The 18,496-nt window shown below is 42.3% G+C and carries 24 protein-coding genes and 1 tRNA gene; 2 read left to right on the plus strand and 23 right to left on the minus strand.

Annotated features, from left to right (window positions below; all coding sequences use genetic code 11):
• Positions 1–46: 46 nt before the first annotated feature.
• The gene (locus ACPW7J_RS09290; protein WP_161875055.1) at positions 47–355 is read left to right on the plus strand and encodes an ArsR/SmtB family transcription factor; all 309 of its coding nucleotides are present in this window, start codon (positions 47–49) and stop codon (positions 353–355) included.
• A gap of 120 nt (positions 356–475) precedes the next feature.
• On the opposite strand, the gene ACPW7J_RS09295 is transcribed toward ACPW7J_RS09290, so the two are convergent.
• The 23 genes from ACPW7J_RS09295 to ACPW7J_RS09405 form a co-directional block, all read right to left on the minus strand.
• A complete protein-coding gene (locus ACPW7J_RS09295) occupies positions 476–1,066 on the minus strand; it encodes a 4Fe-4S binding protein (protein ID WP_161875054.1) in 591 nt (196 codons plus the stop codon).
• Positions 1,066–1,275, minus strand: coding sequence for a 4Fe-4S dicluster domain-containing protein (locus ACPW7J_RS09300; protein ID WP_424959708.1), 210 nt, complete (start codon positions 1,273–1,275; stop codon positions 1,066–1,068). The genes ACPW7J_RS09295 and ACPW7J_RS09300 overlap by 1 nt, the downstream gene beginning before the upstream one ends.
• Before the next feature lie 83 nt (positions 1,276–1,358).
• Entirely contained in the window at positions 1,359–2,741 is a 1,383-nt protein-coding gene (locus ACPW7J_RS09305) for an ABC transporter permease (protein ID WP_425755070.1), read from the minus strand.
• Entirely contained in the window at positions 2,738–3,703 is a 966-nt protein-coding gene (locus ACPW7J_RS09310; RefSeq protein ID WP_425755071.1) for an ABC transporter permease, read from the minus strand. The genes ACPW7J_RS09305 and ACPW7J_RS09310 overlap by 4 nt, the downstream gene beginning before the upstream one ends.
• Entirely contained in the window at positions 3,696–4,685 is a 990-nt protein-coding gene (locus ACPW7J_RS09315) for an ABC transporter ATP-binding protein (RefSeq protein WP_425755072.1), read from the minus strand. The genes ACPW7J_RS09310 and ACPW7J_RS09315 overlap by 8 nt, the downstream gene beginning before the upstream one ends.
• A gap of 29 nt (positions 4,686–4,714) precedes the next feature.
• On the minus strand, positions 4,715–5,503 hold the full coding sequence (locus ACPW7J_RS09320) for a DUF3169 family protein (RefSeq protein ID WP_425755073.1): 789 nt from the start codon (positions 5,501–5,503) through the stop codon (positions 4,715–4,717).
• On the minus strand, positions 5,493–5,711 hold the full coding sequence (locus tag ACPW7J_RS09325; RefSeq protein ID WP_425755074.1) for a helix-turn-helix transcriptional regulator: 219 nt from the start codon (positions 5,709–5,711) through the stop codon (positions 5,493–5,495). The genes ACPW7J_RS09320 and ACPW7J_RS09325 overlap by 11 nt, the downstream gene beginning before the upstream one ends.
• 409 nt (positions 5,712–6,120) lie before the next feature.
• The gene (locus ACPW7J_RS09330) at positions 6,121–6,444 is read right to left on the minus strand and encodes a DMT family transporter (RefSeq protein ID WP_161875048.1); all 324 of its coding nucleotides are present in this window, start codon (positions 6,442–6,444) and stop codon (positions 6,121–6,123) included.
• Between the two features lie 248 nt (positions 6,445–6,692).
• Entirely contained in the window at positions 6,693–7,202 is a 510-nt protein-coding gene (locus tag ACPW7J_RS09335) for a hypothetical protein (protein WP_425755075.1), read from the minus strand.
• A 222-nt stretch (positions 7,203–7,424) separates the two neighbouring features.
• Positions 7,425–7,769 carry a hypothetical protein gene (locus ACPW7J_RS09340; RefSeq protein ID WP_425755076.1) on the minus strand — a complete coding sequence of 115 codons (345 nt, stop codon included), beginning with the start codon at positions 7,767–7,769 and terminating at the stop codon, positions 7,425–7,427.
• Positions 7,770–8,929: 1,160 nt separating this feature from the next.
• Positions 8,930–9,358: a hypothetical protein gene (locus tag ACPW7J_RS09345; RefSeq protein ID WP_425755077.1), complete on the minus strand. Its 429-nt coding sequence runs from the start codon at positions 9,356–9,358 to the stop codon at positions 8,930–8,932.
• Positions 9,359–9,484: 126 nt separating this feature from the next.
• Positions 9,485–10,180 (minus strand): DUF4367 domain-containing protein, encoded by a 696-nt coding sequence (locus ACPW7J_RS09350; RefSeq protein ID WP_425755078.1) that lies wholly within the window; start codon positions 10,178–10,180, stop codon positions 9,485–9,487.
• Positions 10,164–10,730, minus strand: coding sequence for a sigma-70 family RNA polymerase sigma factor (locus ACPW7J_RS09355; protein ID WP_161875500.1), 567 nt, complete (start codon positions 10,728–10,730; stop codon positions 10,164–10,166). Before ACPW7J_RS09355 ends, ACPW7J_RS09350 begins: the two co-directional genes overlap by 17 nt.
• Before the next feature lie 96 nt (positions 10,731–10,826).
• Positions 10,827–11,231, minus strand: coding sequence for a helix-turn-helix domain-containing protein (locus tag ACPW7J_RS09360; RefSeq protein WP_424959703.1), 405 nt, complete (start codon positions 11,229–11,231; stop codon positions 10,827–10,829).
• 97 nt (positions 11,232–11,328) lie between these two features.
• Positions 11,329–11,601, minus strand: a complete 273-nt coding sequence (locus ACPW7J_RS09365) for a DUF1294 domain-containing protein (protein WP_161875502.1) — start codon at positions 11,599–11,601, stop codon at positions 11,329–11,331.
• A gap of 84 nt (positions 11,602–11,685) precedes the next feature.
• A complete protein-coding gene (tsf, locus tag ACPW7J_RS09370) occupies positions 11,686–12,618 on the minus strand; it encodes a translation elongation factor Ts (protein WP_161875503.1) in 933 nt (310 codons plus the stop codon).
• Between the two features lie 129 nt (positions 12,619–12,747).
• Positions 12,748–13,512 (minus strand): 30S ribosomal protein S2, encoded by a 765-nt coding sequence (rpsB, locus tag ACPW7J_RS09375; protein WP_161874957.1) that lies wholly within the window; start codon positions 13,510–13,512, stop codon positions 12,748–12,750.
• A 384-nt stretch (positions 13,513–13,896) separates the two neighbouring features.
• Positions 13,897–13,972: transfer RNA gene (locus ACPW7J_RS09380), tRNA-Pro, on the minus strand.
• A gap of 193 nt (positions 13,973–14,165) precedes the next feature.
• Entirely contained in the window at positions 14,166–14,945 is a 780-nt protein-coding gene (locus ACPW7J_RS09385) for a GNAT family N-acetyltransferase (RefSeq protein WP_425755079.1), read from the minus strand.
• Complete coding sequence (locus ACPW7J_RS09390) at positions 14,896–15,390, minus strand: GNAT family N-acetyltransferase (RefSeq protein ID WP_161874954.1); 495 nt, start codon at positions 15,388–15,390, stop codon at positions 14,896–14,898. Before ACPW7J_RS09390 ends, ACPW7J_RS09385 begins: the two co-directional genes overlap by 50 nt.
• A gap of 137 nt (positions 15,391–15,527) precedes the next feature.
• Positions 15,528–16,016 (minus strand): flavodoxin, encoded by a 489-nt coding sequence (locus ACPW7J_RS09395; RefSeq protein WP_425755080.1) that lies wholly within the window; start codon positions 16,014–16,016, stop codon positions 15,528–15,530.
• 19 nt (positions 16,017–16,035) lie between these two features.
• Positions 16,036–17,181: an aldo/keto reductase gene (locus tag ACPW7J_RS09400; protein WP_425755081.1), complete on the minus strand. Its 1,146-nt coding sequence runs from the start codon at positions 17,179–17,181 to the stop codon at positions 16,036–16,038.
• Positions 17,171–17,422, minus strand: coding sequence for a hypothetical protein (locus ACPW7J_RS09405; RefSeq protein ID WP_161874951.1), 252 nt, complete (start codon positions 17,420–17,422; stop codon positions 17,171–17,173). The genes ACPW7J_RS09400 and ACPW7J_RS09405 overlap by 11 nt, the downstream gene beginning before the upstream one ends.
• Positions 17,423–17,571: 149 nt before the next feature.
• Between ACPW7J_RS09405 and ACPW7J_RS09410 the strand changes: the two genes are divergently transcribed.
• Positions 17,572–18,462, plus strand: coding sequence for a LysR family transcriptional regulator (locus ACPW7J_RS09410; RefSeq protein WP_425755082.1), 891 nt, complete (start codon positions 17,572–17,574; stop codon positions 18,460–18,462).
• Positions 18,463–18,496: the final 34 nt, after the last annotated feature.

Here is an 18,496-nt window from a genome sequence, read left to right on the forward strand (position 1 = left end):
CTTCAGCGCTCTTGCCCACTGAAAACGTTTTTACGGAGGATAAGAGATGTCGTTAGAGAGAATTGATTATAGCGCCGATAACGAAACACTACACAGTCTGGCTGAACTGTTTAAGGTATTCGGCGATCCAACCAGAATCCGTATCCTATATGCTTTATCTACTGAGGAGCTGTGCGTACAGGATATTGCTGACAAACTGGATATGAGCCAAAGCGCCATCTCACACCAACTGCGTATTCTAAAACAGATGTCGTTGGTCAAATTCCGCAGAGACGGAAAAACCATCTACTACTCTCTCGCCGATGATCACGTAGCAACTATCATGGCGCAGGGGCTGGAGCATGTATGTGAATAATTTATGGAAAAAGCTGTTGTATTTGTAGCAAACGAATACAACAGCTTTTAGCTTTAGTAAATTTCAGTTTTTTTCTGATTCTCTTAACCCCAATTAAAGGTATCTATATCAGCCATGGTTTTATTCCTGACCGCAAGATTCTTTTCTATATTTTGCTTTGCAAATCAACTGGGTCATCGTCCCCATAGGGCAATATACGCACCATGAGCGCGGCTTGCAAAGCGCCATAGTGATGAACCCCAAAATCGTTGAAGTAAGCATAACGCTATAAAATCCAAAGGCAAACTGTGCTACCCAGGCATTTTCTAAGTTAGCGGAATACGCCCAATGCCACGGTAACTTAAAGGTCCACAGCAAGGTAACCTTCTGCTGCAATGTCTGCGCTCCGTCAAAGACGAGCCAGGTGTTCCACAGCATGATCACAAACATAGTCAGAAAAAAGATGAGAAATCCATACCTGAACCACTTTGTTTTTAAAAAGAACGGAATATCCTTTTTTCTCGACAATCCAAATCTTCCCCCTACCAACTGGAACAGCTGTCCTCTTCCGCAATATTTATTACAATAGGCTTTCTTTCCGCCAAAGATAGCCATAAAAAGCGGAATAAAGAAACAGAGCAGTCCGAGCCATGCGAACAAAATATTAAAAAACCCCAAGATTAAATAGGTCAAGGACGCAATCCAAAGATAATCGTACCAATGCTTTTTCACTATTCCACCTCCTGTAACTCTATGACAGAAGCAGGACACTCTTTGCTGCACTTTCCGCAGCCTATACAGCTTGATACGTCTATTACTGCGTATTTTCCTTTTTCAATTCTTATAGCTGCTTTCGGACAAACTTTGACACAACACCCGCAAGCGACGCACTGGCTATAAGCAACTTGCGCATACCGGCGTAATTTCTTTCTTTCCATCATACTATCCTCCCTGTTTATATATCCAGTATACGCTTTACCCTTTTATTTTTCTGTGATAATGTCACACAAAACCCCAGCGTGTTTTAATCACGCAGCATCTCCAGCAACTTTTTCGGTCCAGGTAAATCTCCCCTGTACAAAACCATCGTTTTATACAATCTGCCTCCTGCCACAGTAAGCAGCAACGTCGTTGCTAAAACTACCAGCATACAGCCAAGCCCTTTTAACAAAGAAACACTGCCCAGTAATATGCGCGACGGCGTGACCATAATAGAAGTAAACGGAATCCAATCAAGCCATGCCGAACCGCTGCTCAATCCGTTGAGCCCACCTGAAGCCAGACATCCGAAAAAGCTGGCAATCAGAATGAGTGTAAACACCACGTTTGTAGAAGAAAGATCCTCTGGCTTTCCCGCAACTGCGCCTCCGATACCTGCAAGAGAACAGTAGAGCAGCATACCCGCTAAAACCATCAGCAAGGTCAGCACAATCCCCCCTATAGAGAACATACCCTGGGTCATGCTTCCAAATGATCCAAGCAGCTGTACAAGCATCATATCCGTATCCGGATCTACCATCCTGACGCCAGCGCAGCCCAAGGCAAAGCCGCCCACTAAGCTGAGAATCCACACGCTCAGCTGCAAAGCGCCGCTAAAGCAAACTGCTGTCATTTTACCCAAAATCATCGCGGTTGGTCTCACTGAAACCAGGAAAAACTCCATCAATTTAGAATTTTTTTCCGCAATAACACTCTGCGCAACACCCTGACCATAGATCAGAACAAAAAAGTACAGCACCATGATATTAAGATACGGAATCAAAAATCCTAAAATAGCTTTACTTCCTGCCATAGGGTCATCCTCACTGTCTTGCGCCATGTCAATGCCAAAAGGATTTCCGCCGTCTTCTTCCACACCTGCAGCCGAATTGATCTGTGCTGTCACCATATCTCCGTAAGATATCATCATCGGGCTCACTGCATCAGCAGCCAACTCCGGCAGCTTACTTTGCTCCGGTATCAGAAGATGCAATGTATAGGACGTTCCCTGCTTTTCTGCCAGCAGGATCAAAGTGTCGTCTGTCCCTTTGGCTTCTTCTCTGGCGCGATTAAAATCTTCTCCGCAATCGATAAACTGTAAGCTCTCCGTAGTAACCTCCTCGAAATCAAAATCACCCATCGCACTTCCGGAAAAGGCCTTCTCTCCCGTGCTGTTGACCACCAAAATCTTCTTCAGCGCAGCAGCCGCTTCTTCATACTCCTGTTGATCGATTTGCTCCTGTGCTGCCTGTTGATTCTCCGGCTCACTGTCTTTTTCAAAATAAGCAACACCTGTCATGGTAAGAGACGGGCCCAAAAGACACAACAAAGAAACCAACACAATACTGATAAGAAATCCTTTTTTACGCACCTGCTGCCGGAAAGTAAATTTGAAGATCTTCAAAAATCCTTTTAATTCTTTCTTCATTTTCTCTTTCCTCCTTCCCCTCTGCCAGCCATGGACAAAATTTGTTTCATCTTAATACGGCTGCCTCTGTACAAGATTAACTGATCATATACTCTGGCTGTAACCACCAGTAATGCCGCGATGCACGCTCCCTGTACCAACCAGCTGCAAGCCACGGTAACGAAACCGATATCTCCAAAGATATAAAATGCCGGTGCAGTAAACGCGGAAACTACCGGACATATTGACATAATTACCGTAACGGTATCTCCAAAGCCTCCTAATGCCATACATGAAATTAAGTATCCGATCAAAATGCACCCTGTAGCAGCCATGTTAGCGCTATCAACCTCCTCCATGCTGCTGCAGCCTGCTCCGGAAAGTCCGGAAATCAGCGAAAACAGGAAATAAGCCAATATCATCGAAATTACCGCTACCACGAATACTTTTGCGTCCAGATGCAGCAATTCTCCCGATATTCCCTGTGCCGCTAACATATTTTCTACAAAGGACACATCCATAAACTGACCCGAAATCAGCCATGATAGGCCTGCCGCTACCAGTATCAGGAGCAGCATCCCGAACATAAATGTCATCACCGCCAGAATTTTACCAAATACCAATGCCAACGGTTTGACACTGACCATTAAGGTCTCCACTAGACGCGAAGCTTTTTCCTCAACAATAGATCTCACAATGTACGTAGTAGATAACACACATATGATTAACACTAAAATAGAATAAAGATATTGGACCCCAGTTCTGGTTTCATAACCGATATGACTGCTGTCTAGATAATCTGACATTGAGGATATTTCTACAGAACTGGTTACAGCGCTGCTGCTATCGCCCAAAAGCAATCCTGCTATTGGTATAGCTAACACAGAGAGCAGGATAAGAATGCCAAAAACAACCCGATTGGATTTATTCTTCACCATCTGTGCCAATGTAAAACGGTAAACCATCATCGTACCTTTATTCATGATGATCACCCACTTTTTCTATAAAGATCTCATGTAAGGACGGCTCTCGCAAATCAAAGGTGATGATTGGCACACCGGCTGTAATCAAAGCGCTGAGAAGCTTATTGGCCTGTTCCTCTCCTGACACTTTGATCTGATATTCGTTTTCCTTCTCTGTAACAATGGCGGCGCCTACAGCCTGAATATATGCTGTGGCGCTAGTCTCTGTCTTTAAATGCAGATTTACTCTACCATAGCTCTTTTTAATTTCATTGAGATTGCCCTGCAGCACTGACTTTGATCTATTCATGATAGTAATATCCGTACAAAATTCTTCTACCGTAGCCATCTGGTGACTGGACATGATCAGATACTTTCCCTTGGCGATTTCATCTCTGATAATGCCTTTAAACAGGTCGGTATTGACCGGATCGAGACCAGAAAGCGGTTCATCCAGTATAATCAACTCCGGATCAGATATCAGCGCGATCATAAATTGGATTTTCTGCTGGTTGCCCTTGGAAAGCTGATCCGCCAATTTCGGTTTAAAAGCCGTTGCCTTACGGCTTCTCGATTTGCCGGGACGGACGCCCTTTGATGGCTCTGCTGCTTCTGTCGATGCCTGTGGTGCATAGAGATATTCTTCGGCCTCCAGACGCTTCGCCCAATACCTGATACGTTCTTTTGCCTCTGCTTTCGACACGCCTCGCAGGGATGCGAAATACAGCAGCTGATCCATCAGGCTATACTTGGGGTACAATCCGCGTTCTTCTGCGAGATAACCTACATTGCATGTCTCACTGGACAAAGGGGTTCCGTTCCACAGCACTTCACCTCCATCCCGTGCAAGCATACCCAGCATCATACGAATGGATGTGGTTTTTCCTGCGCCGTTTGTGCCCAGCAAAGCGTACACGCCCGGCTGGTTCATTTCGAAAGACAAATCCTCGACTACGGTTTTGTCACCGTATTTTTTGTGTAGATGTGATACGACTAAGCTCATTGTTTGTTTCCTCCTTTATACTCCTTTTATTATTTATTGATTTTTCCTTTTTCTAAGCGCATGACCTCTTTATAATAGGAAATATCCATGATCAGCCAAATTACGGATATCGTAATCGCAGGCAGGCTGCCATAGCTGAATATCATCGTTCCCATTGCCGCGATAATCCAGCCGATGCTGCAAGCAATATTGCCGGTTCGGAATGCTCTGTATGAAGCTTTATAAATCACCATTTTCTCGGCTTCATCACAGCTTTCCTCCCATTTCTGGTGAAACTTCATATCATAAACGCTGCCCTTCATCGACGGCGCCATCTGTTTATAGAAGTCAATCTGCAGCTGCTGCAGACGTATCGTCAAAAAATTACCGATGACAAAAACTGCGATAGTCGTTACAGAAAGTGCAAAGTGTTCCGTTACATACGCCTCCAGATTTCCAATGACTACAGCGAAAAACATCATTCCCACGATCAGTCCAATACCGCTTACCGCTACTGAAACCGCGATCTTTCTATCTGCCTGAATATACAGATCATCGTCATCCTCGTCCTCGTCAAAATTTCTGAAAAGCTGCTTTGCTTTTCGATATTGAAGATAGGATACAAGCAAAGCAGCTGTCACAACGGCGACTACCAGATAAGGCGATAAAACATACAGACCATTTTGCAGCCAAGCTTCTATTTTTTCCGCGACCTCGTCAACGCCTGCCATCGCTGTATAATAGCCAAAGACGCCGCCAAAGGCTGCGCAGAGTAACATGACTGGTATAAACACTTTTAATGCCTTTTTATTTTCTTTTTTAATGTCGTCACGATTCATCGTTATGATCCTCCTCATACGTAAAAATATCTTCTACTGTAACGCCGCAAACGCCAGCAATCCGCAAAGCCAGAGATACAGAGGGCGAATAATCTCCTCTTTCTATCTGACTGATGGTCTGCCGTGACACGTCCACCATTCTTCCCAGCTCAGACTGATTCGCGCCAATTCGTGCCCGGTATTCTTTCAACCGGTTATATAGTGGCATTCTCCGCACTCCTTCCTGATCATCTATTCTACAAAAATGCAGCTTCTCATAAGTATTGACAAGTAAAGTTTTCATTATGACAATTTTACTTGTCAATTCCATCCATTGTCAGTATAGCACTGACAAGAATAGTTGTCAATAGGAGAATCCTTTGGTGTGCGAGCGATCATACGAAAAAATTATGCTTACAAAATACGGTTTCTGCAAATCTGACACAATAGCCCTATTCCTCATACAGTATAACCCCCCCCCCGGCAAATTTTGTCAATACGAAATTATTATATACGCTGACCACCGTGTTCAATGAAAAGAAAAAGGTTCAGGACTATCTGACTGCATGCCAGTTCCCTGAACCATCCTAAATACTTTAAATTCTTTTCAAATTTTATGATAAAGCTGACAAGCTGCTCTAATGGCTTGTCCCCCACAAATTCAAAATAATACAACCTGCTACGATAAGCAAAATACCGATTACACCTGCCCCTGACAAACCCTCTTTAAATACATAAGCTGAAATCAAAGCGGTTACAACGATACCGACGCCACACCAAACAGCGTAGGCTACTCCTAAATTGATCCTGGTCACCGCTTTTGCCAAACAGAGATAACATGCAACATACAACACGCAGCATGCTGCTGTAGGGGCCAGCTTGGTAAATCCTTCCGAATACTTCAATAACGTCGTTGCTATCAATTCCAATCCAATAGCTGCCGCTAACAGAAAATAGTGCATTACAAATTCCTCCTTAAGATTAGCGCATACTTTCTCCGCAGTTTTGCTGAGAACAAGTATACCACTGAAACAAATTTCAAACAACTCTTTTTCCAAAATGAAGTCAGACCGTCAAGATGATCAAAATGCTTTCTTCCCCGCATATTTAAAACGTCTTCAATTTTTGATTCTTTCCAGTATCTTTCCTAAGGGGTGTGGACAGAAAACGAATTGCCGACGCAATATCTAGAAAATGTTGAAAAATATGCTTACTTTTTTATCATCGTTAAAGATTCTTTAGATAAAGAATTAGTGATTTTTATCAATTTCTTAATTCCTAAATTATCTTCATTGAAATCGCAAGAACCTCCTTCTATTTCATCCCAGTTGAAATTATTCCAACTTGAAAAAATAGCTAATAGATTATCATAAATTTCTTGAGGATGATCTAGAGCATCTACACTGTCTAATTTAATTAGCATAACTTTAAATTCATCAAGATTGTATTCATCATAATTGCAATTGTCGCTAATAATCGATATTGATTCTAAATTATATATGTAATCAATATACATATCATCATATATCATTTTGTCGCTGTTACTAGAAACATTTTTTAATCTTGTTGACGTACATTTCATCTCCTCATTAAGATCAAGAAAATCTAGTAACAACAACTCTTTTATATTAGCCCTATATCGTATAAATCCCTGACATGAAAAAGTTACAATAGAAAAAACTAACAATATTGAAATCCATTTTACAAATTTAAATTTCATTATATCTCCTTTAAAAACAATTCCCCCATAGTGCCCACTAGCCAGAGTATACTGCTTCGATGAGCATCACAGTACGGTTTATTTGCATTATATAATATTGTTCTATGTCTTCGACCTCTATGAATTTCACACTACAAAAATGCAAGAGCAACAAGCATAAGGCCATCCCTCTTTGCAACATTAACTAAACGCTGGATTTGAAGTAATCTTACCTCTAGTGCGTCAAATCATAATATCGTAAATATCGATATAAGGCTTTGCCTCCGTTACACGAGCGATTGCTACGGTGTACTTGTCAATCAAATTTTCGAAACGACTTGTCCCAATAATTCCTTTTTCTTTATCTGAAACCTTTGGAAAACTAATAGAAAATCTATTTTCGCTATCAAGAACGATATTTCCACTTCTAATCTCAGAAATTAGAAAGTCAGTTTGATCCCCTTCTGCGATAAATACATCTGAGCGAACATCTGCCAGCACGGTTTCACAACCAGATTCTGCCGCAAAAACTCCTGAATGGGTGGATAAAATCATCGTCAGTGATAAAACTATAGCACTGCCCTTCATTAAACTCTTTTCTCTGCCACATCGATCCGTTTTCCTATTTTTATATATAATTAGTTTTTATTATAGTCAATATTAACACATATTTTAAAATATGTCAGCAAATCATATCATCTTTATCACGGCAAGCACACGAACCAAAAGTTGTGCAGATTCATCAATTGAAGGTCTTTTGCACAACTTTATCTCTTCCTCATATCTTAAAGTTGTGCAAATAAAATCAATTTGATAACTGTTGCACAACTTCACATCGAATCAATACTCAAAAGTTTTGCAAAGCCATTCAAATTAACGGTTGCCTGCACAACTTTGCCATCCCGAAAAACCTAAGAGTTTTGCAAATCAGGCTGATTAGACTTCAATTGCACAAATTCACGTCGAATCAACACTCGAAAGTTTTGCAAAGCCATTCAAATTAACAGTTGCCTGCACAACTTTGCCATCCCAGAAAACCTAGGGGCTTTGCAAATCAAACTGATTCGGCTTCAATTGCACAAATTCAACCCAGCCTGCAAATCCAAGCTAAAAACGATCTGTGCCCTAATGATTTTTTCCTTAATACTGATAGTACCAATCAGTTCCGAATGGTGTGAATTGCAGAACTTTTAGTTTCATGCGTATGCCATGATGAGGATGAAACGGCTACAACTAAAAAAGTTCCTTTAGAAAACTTTGAAACACAATGCAAGAAATGGGACTTTACTTTAAGGGGCGCTTTTATTTATGATGGTACAACTTCTAAAGCTACAAACATAACTACCAGTAAAATAAGTCTGTCTTAGCTGAAATCATTACGGTTGGCCTAAATTGTTCCGTCCAAAAAACTATTACTGCAGCCTAAAATTAACTCAATAAATTGTAAATTAAGGGAGTATCGCATTAACGAAAGATATCCGTTAGAGCGCTGCTCCCCACTATTACCCTCATATCCAGTTCCTGTTCGTAAGCTCGACGGTTTTGCTACTCCACTTCCTCTCTCTTGGCATTACTTCTTCCGGTTTGCGGTTTGCTACACTTAGCGGTAAATACCCGTGACGGGACTTTCATCCGTTAGAATTGTGTCATGCCCGACGCACCATAGCAATGAAACAGCCAGACAAAATTGTCCGGCTGTTCCATTGTGCGTGTGAAGTGTGTTAATTTATATCAATAGTGCAATGTTTCTATTGATATCCCTTTACTATAGTTGCTCCCTTGATGGTTTCTATCAGCTTACCATCTTTGTAGCACTTGTATGTTGCATCCATACGGTATGTTCCTTTTGACGGCAACGTATAATCTTTCGAAACATGAAACCAACCTCTAAAACTATCATAGTAGGTTGTAAACGTCTTGTCATAATAAACTACTCCTGTAGTCGCTTTAGCAATTTCGATATTGATTGTAACCTTATCAAACGAAGTCTTCGTTTTTGGTAGGATATATGCCACTGAAGTTGATACACCATCATTTATCGTGAAAGATTCAGCATGCATAGCAGTTCCCACATATGCTGGTTCAATCGGATTAACCGGTGAAGTCTGTCCATAGCACAGCGTAGCAGTGCTCAATACCAAAATTAAAACAAGAAGCAAACTTATGATCCTGCGCATGAAAAACCTCCTTTCATTCGTTCTTATACATATAAACGAGTGTAGGAGGCAATTGTTACAACTTTCTAGAAAAAAAAATCAAAAATAAATTTAATCTCCATTTCTCTTTATTAGATATCCAAATTATCATTTTACATATTCTAGTCCATCTAAAATATTTTCTATTTCTGATGATTCATTTAATCCTATCACGTACAAACACATTGTTTTCGTATCTGTCATCCAAACCGCAATAGAACATCCTATATCATCCCCGATAAACAAGCTTCCATCATGAACACCAATTTTAATCTGCCTTTTCTCAAGAGTATCAGTATCTAGCGTGGATACAAAATCAGAATTGCTTTCGTACACTCTAATTTCATCTCCAGCTTCATTCTGATACAGTATAAAATGATCTGTTTCCTCCGCACCTACCATATTAAACCCTTCTGGCAAATAGGTTGGATACCAGTAATCTGACCAGCTGCCTATCAAAGCTTCTTCTTCCGCACGCAAAGCGATCGCTCCATCCTGCTCATAATTAAAGATCTGAAACACCTTCTTGCGAAAGCCTTCCGATACGCCCATAGAAGTTCCTACCGTAAGCGTAGTACAAAGCAAAATTGCAGCCACAGTCTGTATGCCACGTTTCCTTCTGTAAACCCTTTTCTCAGCCTTTCTCTCAGCCTCCAATTCCCTAATCAAAGCACGCTGTTTTTCATCCAGTTCCTTTGGGATCGGTTCTTTCATTGCGTCACACTGGTTGATTTCCCTTTTCATCTCCAGGTCAATAAGCCCGGCAACTATATCATATAGCTGTTCCTTATTTCTTTCCGTCAAAATATCCCTCTCCCTTCTTCATTATCCGATCATAAATGTCTTCCATTTTGTTCTTCAGTCTGTGTACTTTTACACGTACCGTCACTTCAGAAACACCCAAGATCTCCGCGATTTCTTTTGATGATAATTTCTTCTTACGATACATCCAAAGTAGCTGACGTTCTGTTTCATTCAGCTCTGCCAGCGTCGCTTTGATATATGTAACAATGTCTTCCTTGAATAAAATATCTTCAACACTGTCGGATATTTCCCGGGAAACATACTCCAAATCAGCTGGATCACAATACACCATAACTTTCTTCTCGCGTATTGCCCTTCTTCGGTCATCCTCAACTACAGAAATCGCAATCATCTGTAAATACTGCCGAACAGGTGGTTTCTCCATTCTCAAAAGCTTTTTAGCATGTACATGTGCTCTTTCCCAAACCTGCGATGACAAATCTTCAATATCCTGATCTCTATCTACTCTTTTATTGATGAAATAAAACACAAGCAGCTTATTATCTTCATATAGTTCTTCAAATGTTCTGTATCTGTTACTCTGTTGCATAATTGTATTTTCTCCATTGACCAGTTTATCACGTGAGCGCATAATTGGTTAAAGGCTCAAACAAAATTATATAATATGTATAAAAATAGGAGAAGATTACTCCTCTCCATCTTCCTCAATATCCAATTTGCGAACTTCCTTTATCATAGCACGCATCATTTGCAGTACGAAATCCTGCTGGGCTTTGTTAAATTCATTCTCCACTATATAGCACAGATTTCTAAGTTCCGTATTTCTCTTAATCGTTATCCCATAAGCAATCTCGTCTAAAGAAGCGCCTAATACTTCACTGCATTTCGCCGCCTTATAAAAGCTGGTTTCTGTCTTGCCATTTTCCATATTTGATATAGCGTTATTGGACAAACCCACTTTGTTCGCAAGTTCCTCCTGGCTCATCTTGATTTGTTCTCTATAAAAACGGATTCTCGAACCAGCGCTAGCTTTGAATAATTCCAGTTCTCTCTTTTCAGTTTTCTTTATTTTCTCTGTATCTTTATTCATGGTTATAGTTTATACAAAAACTAAAAATCATTCCATGAGTTATATCTACAAATTATCCAATTTTTATTCAAGCCAAAGCTGTATTTCGCTTATCGTACTATGATTGCATTAGGTAAATGCCCACTAACGCAAGGTGAATCAGTAGGAACACAGGAATTAATATTCTGAATCTTAAATTGCGGGTCTTATGATGAAACACGTTCATACCGGTCAAAGCGCCTAAGCTGCCTCCCGATAGAGAAACGAGCAAAAGCGTCCGCTCAGAAATCCTCCATTTTTCATTTATTGCCTTCCGTTTATCTATACCATAAAGCAAAAAAGTTCCTATATTGATCAGCGCCAAATACACCGTGATGCACTTTACTATCATATGTTCTTTCCGCAAATCATGCTGTCATACACAAAGCCCCCGTCATCATGGTGATAACGGGGGATAATCTCAATTTTAACCGTACTAATTGTTCTTAGCTGCAGCAGCGGCCTGCTGTGCTGCAACCTCAGCGGCAAAGTCTTCTTCTTTCTTCTCGATACCTTCGCCAACCTCGTAACGAACCATCTCTACAATTGCCATATCTTTGCCCAGTTTCTTTGCTTCTTCAGCAACATACTGTGCTACAGTTACATCACTGTTTTTAACAAACTTCTGATCTACCAGACAAACCTCTTTCAGAATGGCCTTGATCTTGCCAGGGATAATTTTGTCAAGCAGTTCTGGTTTTTTACCCTCATTAAGCAATTGCTGCTTTGCAATTTCTGTTTCAGAAGCCAGCCATTCCTGATCAACCTCATCCTCTTTGACAAACTTAGGGCTCATAGAAGCAACCTGCATTGCTACGTCCTTACCTACGGTTTCAATTTCTGCTGCAGTCGCATCAGTTTTGATACCTACCAATACGCCGATCTTTCCGCCAGCGTGAATATATCCGGTGTAAACAACGCCTTCTGTCTCTAACTTCTCGAATCTTCTGATGTTCATGTTTTCGCCGATCTTAGAGATCTTATTGGTGAGAGCGTCTTTTACTGTACCCTCATCGCCATACGGCATTTCCATGAAGCATTCCATGCAAGGATTGTCTTTTTCGATTACCTTTGCTGCCAGATTGTCAACGAACTCAATGAATTCAGGGTTCTTGGCAACAAAGTCTGTCTCGGAATTGACTTCGATAACAGCCGCTTTCTTATGATCGTCAGAGAAAGCAATCTGAACTAAACCTTCAGCAGCAATTCTGCCGGCCTTCTTAGCAGCCTTGGACAGTCCTTTTTCTCTCAATACTTCAACAGCCTTATCGATGTCTCCATCTGTCTCAACCAGCGCTTTTTTACAATCCATCATGCCTGCGCCAGTCATTTCTCTTAACTCTTTTACTAATTGTGCAGTTACAGCCATTTCTCTTTCCTCCTAATGGTTCTGCTCCAAAACTTGTTTTGGCTAAGCAGACCTTATGTCTGCATTCCATGCCTCCAATTGGAATGAAACGCGTCATATGTCATACAAATTTATCTGTAATATGTGAAATTATTCAGCCTCTACTGCTGCTTCTTCCTCAGCAGCCGCTTCCTCTACAACTTCACCTTCAGCCGGACCTTCATCATAGCTTTCACCCTGATTTGCTTCAATAACAGCATCAGCCATTCTTCCTGCAATCAGTTTAACTGCTCTGATAGCATCGTCATTGGCCGGAATGATGTAATCTACATCATCAGGGTCACAGTTTGTATCTACAATACCGATGATAGGAATACCTAAAATTCTAGCTTCCTTTACTGCGATTCTTTCTTTCTTAGGATCAACGATGAACAGCGCGCCAGGCATGCCCTTCATATCTTTGATACCGCCTAAGAATTTTTCCAATTTATCATGTTCTGCTCTCAGCTTGATAACTTCTTTCTTGGACAGCTTCTCAAAAGTTCCGTCTTCTTCCATTTTCTCAATGTCAAAGAGTCTCTTAATTCTGCCGCTGATTGTCTTGTAGTTTGTCAGCATACCGCCCAGCCATCTCTCGCTTACGTAATACTGACCGCATCTCTTTGCTTCATCAGTAATAGCATTCTGCGCCTGCTTTTTTGTACCAACGAACAGGATTGGTTTGCCGGTAGCTGCGACTTCCTTCATAAAGTCATAAGCTTCTTCAATCTTCTTAACAGTCTTCTGCAAGTCGATAATATAGATGCCGTTTCTCTCTGTGAAGATGTAAGGAGCCATCTTAGGGTTCCATCTTCTTGTCTGATGTCCGAAATGTACACCAGCTTCAAGTAATTGTTTCATTGAAATTACTGCCATTTTTCTTTCCTCCTGGTTTAACCTTCCACTCGATCTGATGTGCATATAACCCCATGGCACGGGGCACCACCTGCATCAATGACCGGGTGTGCAAAATGTATTAAAATAGAAGCTCGCATTAGACGAGCCTTAGTTATTATATGTCATTTCGCCCTGAATTGCAAGCATTATTTCCCTGAAATACAGCTTTTTCTTTTCAATTTTCATTGCAAAACTAAATTCCACCCTGCTAAAGCCGTAAGATGGAATTTAACTCAACAAAATCAATCCTGAATGTCGCCTTTACAAAGTTTGATATATGCTCATCTTTCATACTTTCTTGAAAGACAATTATGCAAAAAACTGCCGAGATATTGATCGCTCAATTTCTCGACAGTTTTATATTGGTCGGAGTAGTCAGGCTCGAACTGACGGCCTCTGCGTCCCGAACACAGCGCGCTACCAACTGCGCCATACCCCGTCGCCAACGAATAATATTATAACACAGTTTTCCAAAAAGAAAAGAGGAAATTTACAATTTCTCATAAATTCCTGTCTTCAAATAAACATCAAAACCTGTTTATCTCCTTACACACGAAATAAACCATATTTGCTGCAGCAAAAAAGATCCTGCAAAACAAACAACGCAGCGTGGAATTTCTATATCGATTTTCTTACAGCAGCCAGGTGATGGTTTCTTCTGAAATTTCAAACCCCAGTTTCCGCTGCAGATTTTCAGATATTGTATTGCCAATGACAATTTCGCCGTAAGGAATGTCTCCTTTGTCCAAGATATAATTTACCATAAACCGTTCCAGTGCCTCGCCGTAACCGCGTCCCTGATATGCCGGAAAAATATCTAAAAGCCCCAAACTGCCATCCAGATGATTCCCCGAAAACCCTATGAAAACCTCACCTGAGAAAGCGCAGAACAGATTGCCTCGTCTGCTGATCTCATCCACTTCTTCCGGCGGAATGGTATGATAAACCTCTTTGATCATGGTGACATGGGCCTCATCTGCCCGTTCTATGCGAAGATCCGTTTTTAAATCCAGCTTTTCTTTGGAAAAGCGCACCACTTTCTTACATGGAAACAAAGTATACATCCCGAATTTTTCAGAAGCGTACGGCACCAGTTCCTCCTGACAGACAATCAGCTGGTAGCAGTCTGTGATCTGATCCAGCAGCGCCTTCCCCTTTTCCTGATTTGCCGCTGACATCATATGCACATTGCAGCTTCGATCAAGGAGCAGTACCCCTTCTTCCGAAGCTTCCAGAATCTCCGCATTTCCTTTACGAATCGCTTCCAGCATACCGATATGCAGTAATCTGTTTTTCTCCAAATATTGAATCGCTTTTTCCATCATCTTCTTCCTTTCTTGCATACATCCGCCGCAAACTAAATTACCGCAGTCTATAACGATATCGAATTTCGCGCAGTTTTTTACCGCCAATACAATCCTCCAAAGCATCCTCCGTCTGCAGAAAACCGAATTTCTCATAAAAACGTCTCGCGCTGACGTTTTCCTCAAGAACCCACAAAAATGCTTCTTCGTATTCCTGTGCCTTCAACTCCATAACAACGGATTCTAAAAGAATCTTCCCATAGCCCTTTCCAATATAATCGGGCAGCAGATAGATGGAGATGATCTCTCCCTGCTCAGCAAACTGCTTAAAACGGGATTTACAAAAACTACTCGTTCCTGCGATTTCTCCATGTTCTGTTAAAACCATTGTCTCCCATCCCGCACGATCCAGATTTTGCGCCCATTTCCCTGTCGGAATGGAATCCAAATAGTCCTGCGGGATTATGCCGCGATAGGCATGCTTCCAACTTTCCTCGTATACTCTGCTGATCAATGCTCTGTCATCATCCGCTTTGATGTAACGAACTTCCATCCACGCCCTCCTCTTTTTCTTGATTTTATCATAAACAGATTCCTGATTCAAGGAGGATACGTACCTAATCCAGGGCGAAGCAGCGCAAAATCCCCATCAGCATACGTTTGCACCGATGGGGATTTATTTTCTAAATGCTATTTTACGATACCAATCTCAGAAAGCCAGGCTGCGGCTTCGGCTTCGCCTACTCTGCCCGGCAAAAGCCTGCCTGGCAGCCACTTTGCAGCACCTTTGCAGACTGCCTGCAGGTCTTTTTCTGTATCTCCAAGACCGCTGCCGCCGGATGTTGCGAAAACAGCAATCCGCTTTTCTGAAAAGTCATAGCTTTCCAGAAACGTCTCGATGATTCTAGGCGCAGTATACCACCAAATCGGAAAACCAATCAGCACCGTGTCATAGTCTTCCATACCACTAACTGTATCAGCAATGGCAGGTCTTGCGTTCCGATCATTCATTTCTTGTGAGCTACGGGATTTCTGATCCATCCAATTTAAATCTGCCTTGGTATACGGCGTCTGCGGCTTGATTTCAAACAAATCCGCGCCGGCTACCTTTGCTACCGTCTTTGCTACGCCAGCTGTTATGCCGCTGGCTGAAAAATATGCGACTAATGTTTTGCTCATTTCAATTCCTCCCTGAATTTTACATACCCAGCATGCCGGAAAACTCCTGCATTGCCTGTGAAATCTTGATTTGCTGCGGACATACTGCCTCACAGCTGCCGCACCCGATACATGCGCTCGGCAGTTTTTCTTTTTCCACTGCAGAAAGCGCCATCGGCGCAATGAAGCTCATACCACCGACCTCAGTCGTGGAGCGATGCTCGTTATACAGGGACAACAAATACGGAATATCCAGTCCCTGCGGGCAGTGGCTGGTGCAGTAGCGGCAGGAAGTACAAGGCAGCGCCACTTTTGCCGCTATTGCCTCTGCAATCTCCTGCAAGGCTTTCTGTTCCTCCTCGTTCAACGGCTTTTCATCCGTATAAGTATCCACATTGGCAGTCAGCTGTTCCATATTTGACATGCCGGACAGCACCATTGTAACCTGAGGAATCGACTGCAGAAAGCGGAATGCCCACGCGACCGGCGTTTCATCAGGACGAAGATCTGCTAGCTTTGCGATTTCTTCTTCTGAAAGCTTTGCAAGTCTGCCGCCCCGAAGCGGTTCCATCACCCATACGGGAATGCCGTACTCTTTTAAGAGTTCCAGCTTCGCCTGCGCGTCCTGAAACTTCAGGTCCAGATAGTTCAGCTGAATCTGGCAAAACTCCATGTCCTTACCGTATTTTTCAAGAAAACGACGCATCACAGGCGTCTCTCCGTGGGCAGAAAATCCTAAATGACGAATCCGTCCATTTCGCTTCTGCTCCATCAGATAATCGTAAATCCCATGGCGCTCATCTAAATAATCCTCTATATTCATTTCACAGACATTATGAAACAGATAGAAATCAAAATATTCCACGCCGCACTTCTCCAGCTGCTTTTCAAAAATTTCTTCTACTTTATTCATATTAGAAAGGTCATAGCCCGGAAACTTGGTGGCAAGGTAAAAGCTGTCTCTCGGATAAGCGCTGAGAATCTCGCCCATGACAAGTTCCGAATTTCCCTCATGGTAGCCCCATGCCGTATCGTAATAGTTTATCCCCTGCCGCATCGCCTCCGCCACCATGGCGCTTGCAGCATCTTTATCAATATCAGCATCTTTCCCTGCCACAACCGGAAGACGCATCGCGCCAAAGCCCAGCGCCGATAATTTTAAATCCTGAAATGCTTTATAAATCATGTTCTTTCTCCTTTTTCTGTTTTTTTAAATCATAAATCAGATAGTCCAAACAATCCAGCTTCTTCTGTTCCGCATGAACCTGTTCCAGAAGCTGACACCGATATCTGCACAAAATCTGTAGCTGCTGCGCAGTTTCTTTTTCTCCACTGCATGCCATATAGGTTTTAATTGTCTCGTCACTACAGCCTGCGTCTTCTAAATTTTGAAGGAGTGCCGCACACTGCTCCTTCCGTTCTTTCATGCTCTCGCCTCCCTTATGTTTATTATACTGCCATGCCTTTTTTCACGCAAATGCTTAAAAAGAATATCTTCCATAGGCAAAAAGCATAGTTGACACTTCCATAAAAAAAATCGTATAATGAAGTGCATACAAGGCAAGGAGGTTATTTGATGGAATTAAGAGTATTACGGTATTTCCTGGCAGTTGCCAGAGAAGAAAGCATTACAGCCGCGGCAAACCAGCTGCATGTCACCCAACCGACCCTGTCCCGCCAGCTGATGGATTTAGAGGAAGAACTGGGCAAACCTCTGTTTTTACGCGGCAACCGGCGCATTACGCTGACGGAAGAAGGACGCTTTCTGAGAAAACGCGCCCAGGAAATCATCGATCTGACCGATAAAACGGAAGCTGAATTCAACGATATCGACGGCATGATTGCAGGCGAGGTACATATCGGCGCGGGAGAGACCCAGGCCATACGATTGCTGGCAAAGACCGCCCGCCGTCTTCGTACAGAACAGCCTCACATTCACTATCAGCTATTCAGCGGCAACGCCGATGATGTCACGGAAAAGCTGGACAAAGGATTATTAGACTTCGGTATCGTCATCGAACCGGTAGACATCAGCAAATATGACAGTCTGCAGCTGCCCTACCGAGACGTCTGGGGTGTTTTGATGCGAAAAAACGCACCCCTTGCACAAAAAGACTCCGTCTCACCTGCCGATTTAGCCGGTCTGCCTCTGCTTTGCTCCCGACAGGCTCTGATCAAAAACGATTTATCCGACTGGTACAACGGCGATTTTGAGCAGCTGGAAATTGTCGCGCGCTACAATTTGATTTACAACGCCGCTCTCATGGTGGAAGAAGGCATGGGTTATGCCATTACCCTGGATGGTCTCGTCAATACCACCGGCGACAGCGCTCTTTGCTTCCGGCCTCTCGCACCGAAGCTGACTGCGGGGCTCTATTTGATCTGGAAAAAGTATCAAGTCTTTTCTAAAGCATCCGAAAGGTTTCTTGCGTGTCTGCGGGAGGATTTGACACAGATAGAGGAATAGATCATAAAAGTCATATATTTTCATACAGCAGAAC

This window comes from Ihubacter sp. rT4E-8 (genome assembly GCF_049852125.1).
Classification (GTDB): Bacteria; Bacillota; Clostridia; order Peptostreptococcales; family Anaerovoracaceae; genus Senimuribacter.

Excerpts from the sequence above, each read along its gene's own strand:
- ACPW7J_RS09330 (WP_161875048.1), bottom strand. The coding sequence starts at position 6,444 with ATGCACTATTTTCTGTTAGCGGCAGCTATTGGATTGGAATTGATAGCA.
- rpsB (WP_161874957.1), bottom strand. The coding sequence starts at position 13,512 with ATGGCAGTAATTTCAATGAAACAATTACTTGAAGCTGGTGTACATTTC.
- ACPW7J_RS09405 (WP_161874951.1), bottom strand. The coding sequence starts at position 17,422 with ATGAAAGAACGGAAGGAGCAGTGTGCGGCACTCCTTCAAAATTTAGAA.
- ACPW7J_RS09335 (WP_425755075.1), bottom strand. The coding sequence starts at position 7,202 with ATGAAATTTAAATTTGTAAAATGGATTTCAATATTGTTAGTTTTTTCT.
- ACPW7J_RS09315 (WP_425755072.1), bottom strand. The coding sequence starts at position 4,685 with ATGAGCTTAGTCGTATCACATCTACACAAAAAATACGGTGACAAAACC.
- ACPW7J_RS09390 (WP_161874954.1), bottom strand. The coding sequence starts at position 15,390 with ATGGAAGTTCGTTACATCAAAGCGGATGATGACAGAGCATTGATCAGC.
- ACPW7J_RS09400 (WP_425755081.1), bottom strand. The coding sequence starts at position 17,181 with ATGATTTATAAAGCATTTCAGGATTTAAAATTATCGGCGCTGGGCTTT.
- ACPW7J_RS09355 (WP_161875500.1), bottom strand. The coding sequence starts at position 10,730 with ATGCAACAGAGTAACAGATACAGAACATTTGAAGAACTATATGAAGAT.
- ACPW7J_RS09325 (WP_425755074.1), bottom strand. The coding sequence starts at position 5,711 with ATGCCACTATATAACCGGTTGAAAGAATACCGGGCACGAATTGGCGCG.
- ACPW7J_RS09410 (WP_425755082.1), top strand. The coding sequence starts at position 17,572 with ATGGAATTAAGAGTATTACGGTATTTCCTGGCAGTTGCCAGAGAAGAA.
- ACPW7J_RS09320 (WP_425755073.1), bottom strand. The coding sequence starts at position 5,503 with ATGAATCGTGACGACATTAAAAAAGAAAATAAAAAGGCATTAAAAGTG.
- ACPW7J_RS09340 (WP_425755076.1), bottom strand. The coding sequence starts at position 7,769 with ATGAAGGGCAGTGCTATAGTTTTATCACTGACGATGATTTTATCCACC.
- ACPW7J_RS09290 (WP_161875055.1), top strand. The coding sequence starts at position 47 with ATGTCGTTAGAGAGAATTGATTATAGCGCCGATAACGAAACACTACAC.
- ACPW7J_RS09360 (WP_424959703.1), bottom strand. The coding sequence starts at position 11,231 with ATGAATAAAGATACAGAGAAAATAAAGAAAACTGAAAAGAGAGAACTG.
- ACPW7J_RS09365 (WP_161875502.1), bottom strand. The coding sequence starts at position 11,601 with ATGATAGTAAAGTGCATCACGGTGTATTTGGCGCTGATCAATATAGGA.
- ACPW7J_RS09395 (WP_425755080.1), bottom strand. The coding sequence starts at position 16,016 with ATGAGCAAAACATTAGTCGCATATTTTTCAGCCAGCGGCATAACAGCT.
- ACPW7J_RS09345 (WP_425755077.1), bottom strand. The coding sequence starts at position 9,358 with ATGCGCAGGATCATAAGTTTGCTTCTTGTTTTAATTTTGGTATTGAGC.
- ACPW7J_RS09305 (WP_425755070.1), bottom strand. The coding sequence starts at position 2,741 with ATGAAGAAAGAATTAAAAGGATTTTTGAAGATCTTCAAATTTACTTTC.
- ACPW7J_RS09310 (WP_425755071.1), bottom strand. The coding sequence starts at position 3,703 with ATGAATAAAGGTACGATGATGGTTTACCGTTTTACATTGGCACAGATG.
- tsf (WP_161875503.1), bottom strand. The coding sequence starts at position 12,618 with ATGGCTGTAACTGCACAATTAGTAAAAGAGTTAAGAGAAATGACTGGC.
- ACPW7J_RS09300 (WP_424959708.1), bottom strand. The coding sequence starts at position 1,275 with ATGATGGAAAGAAAGAAATTACGCCGGTATGCGCAAGTTGCTTATAGC.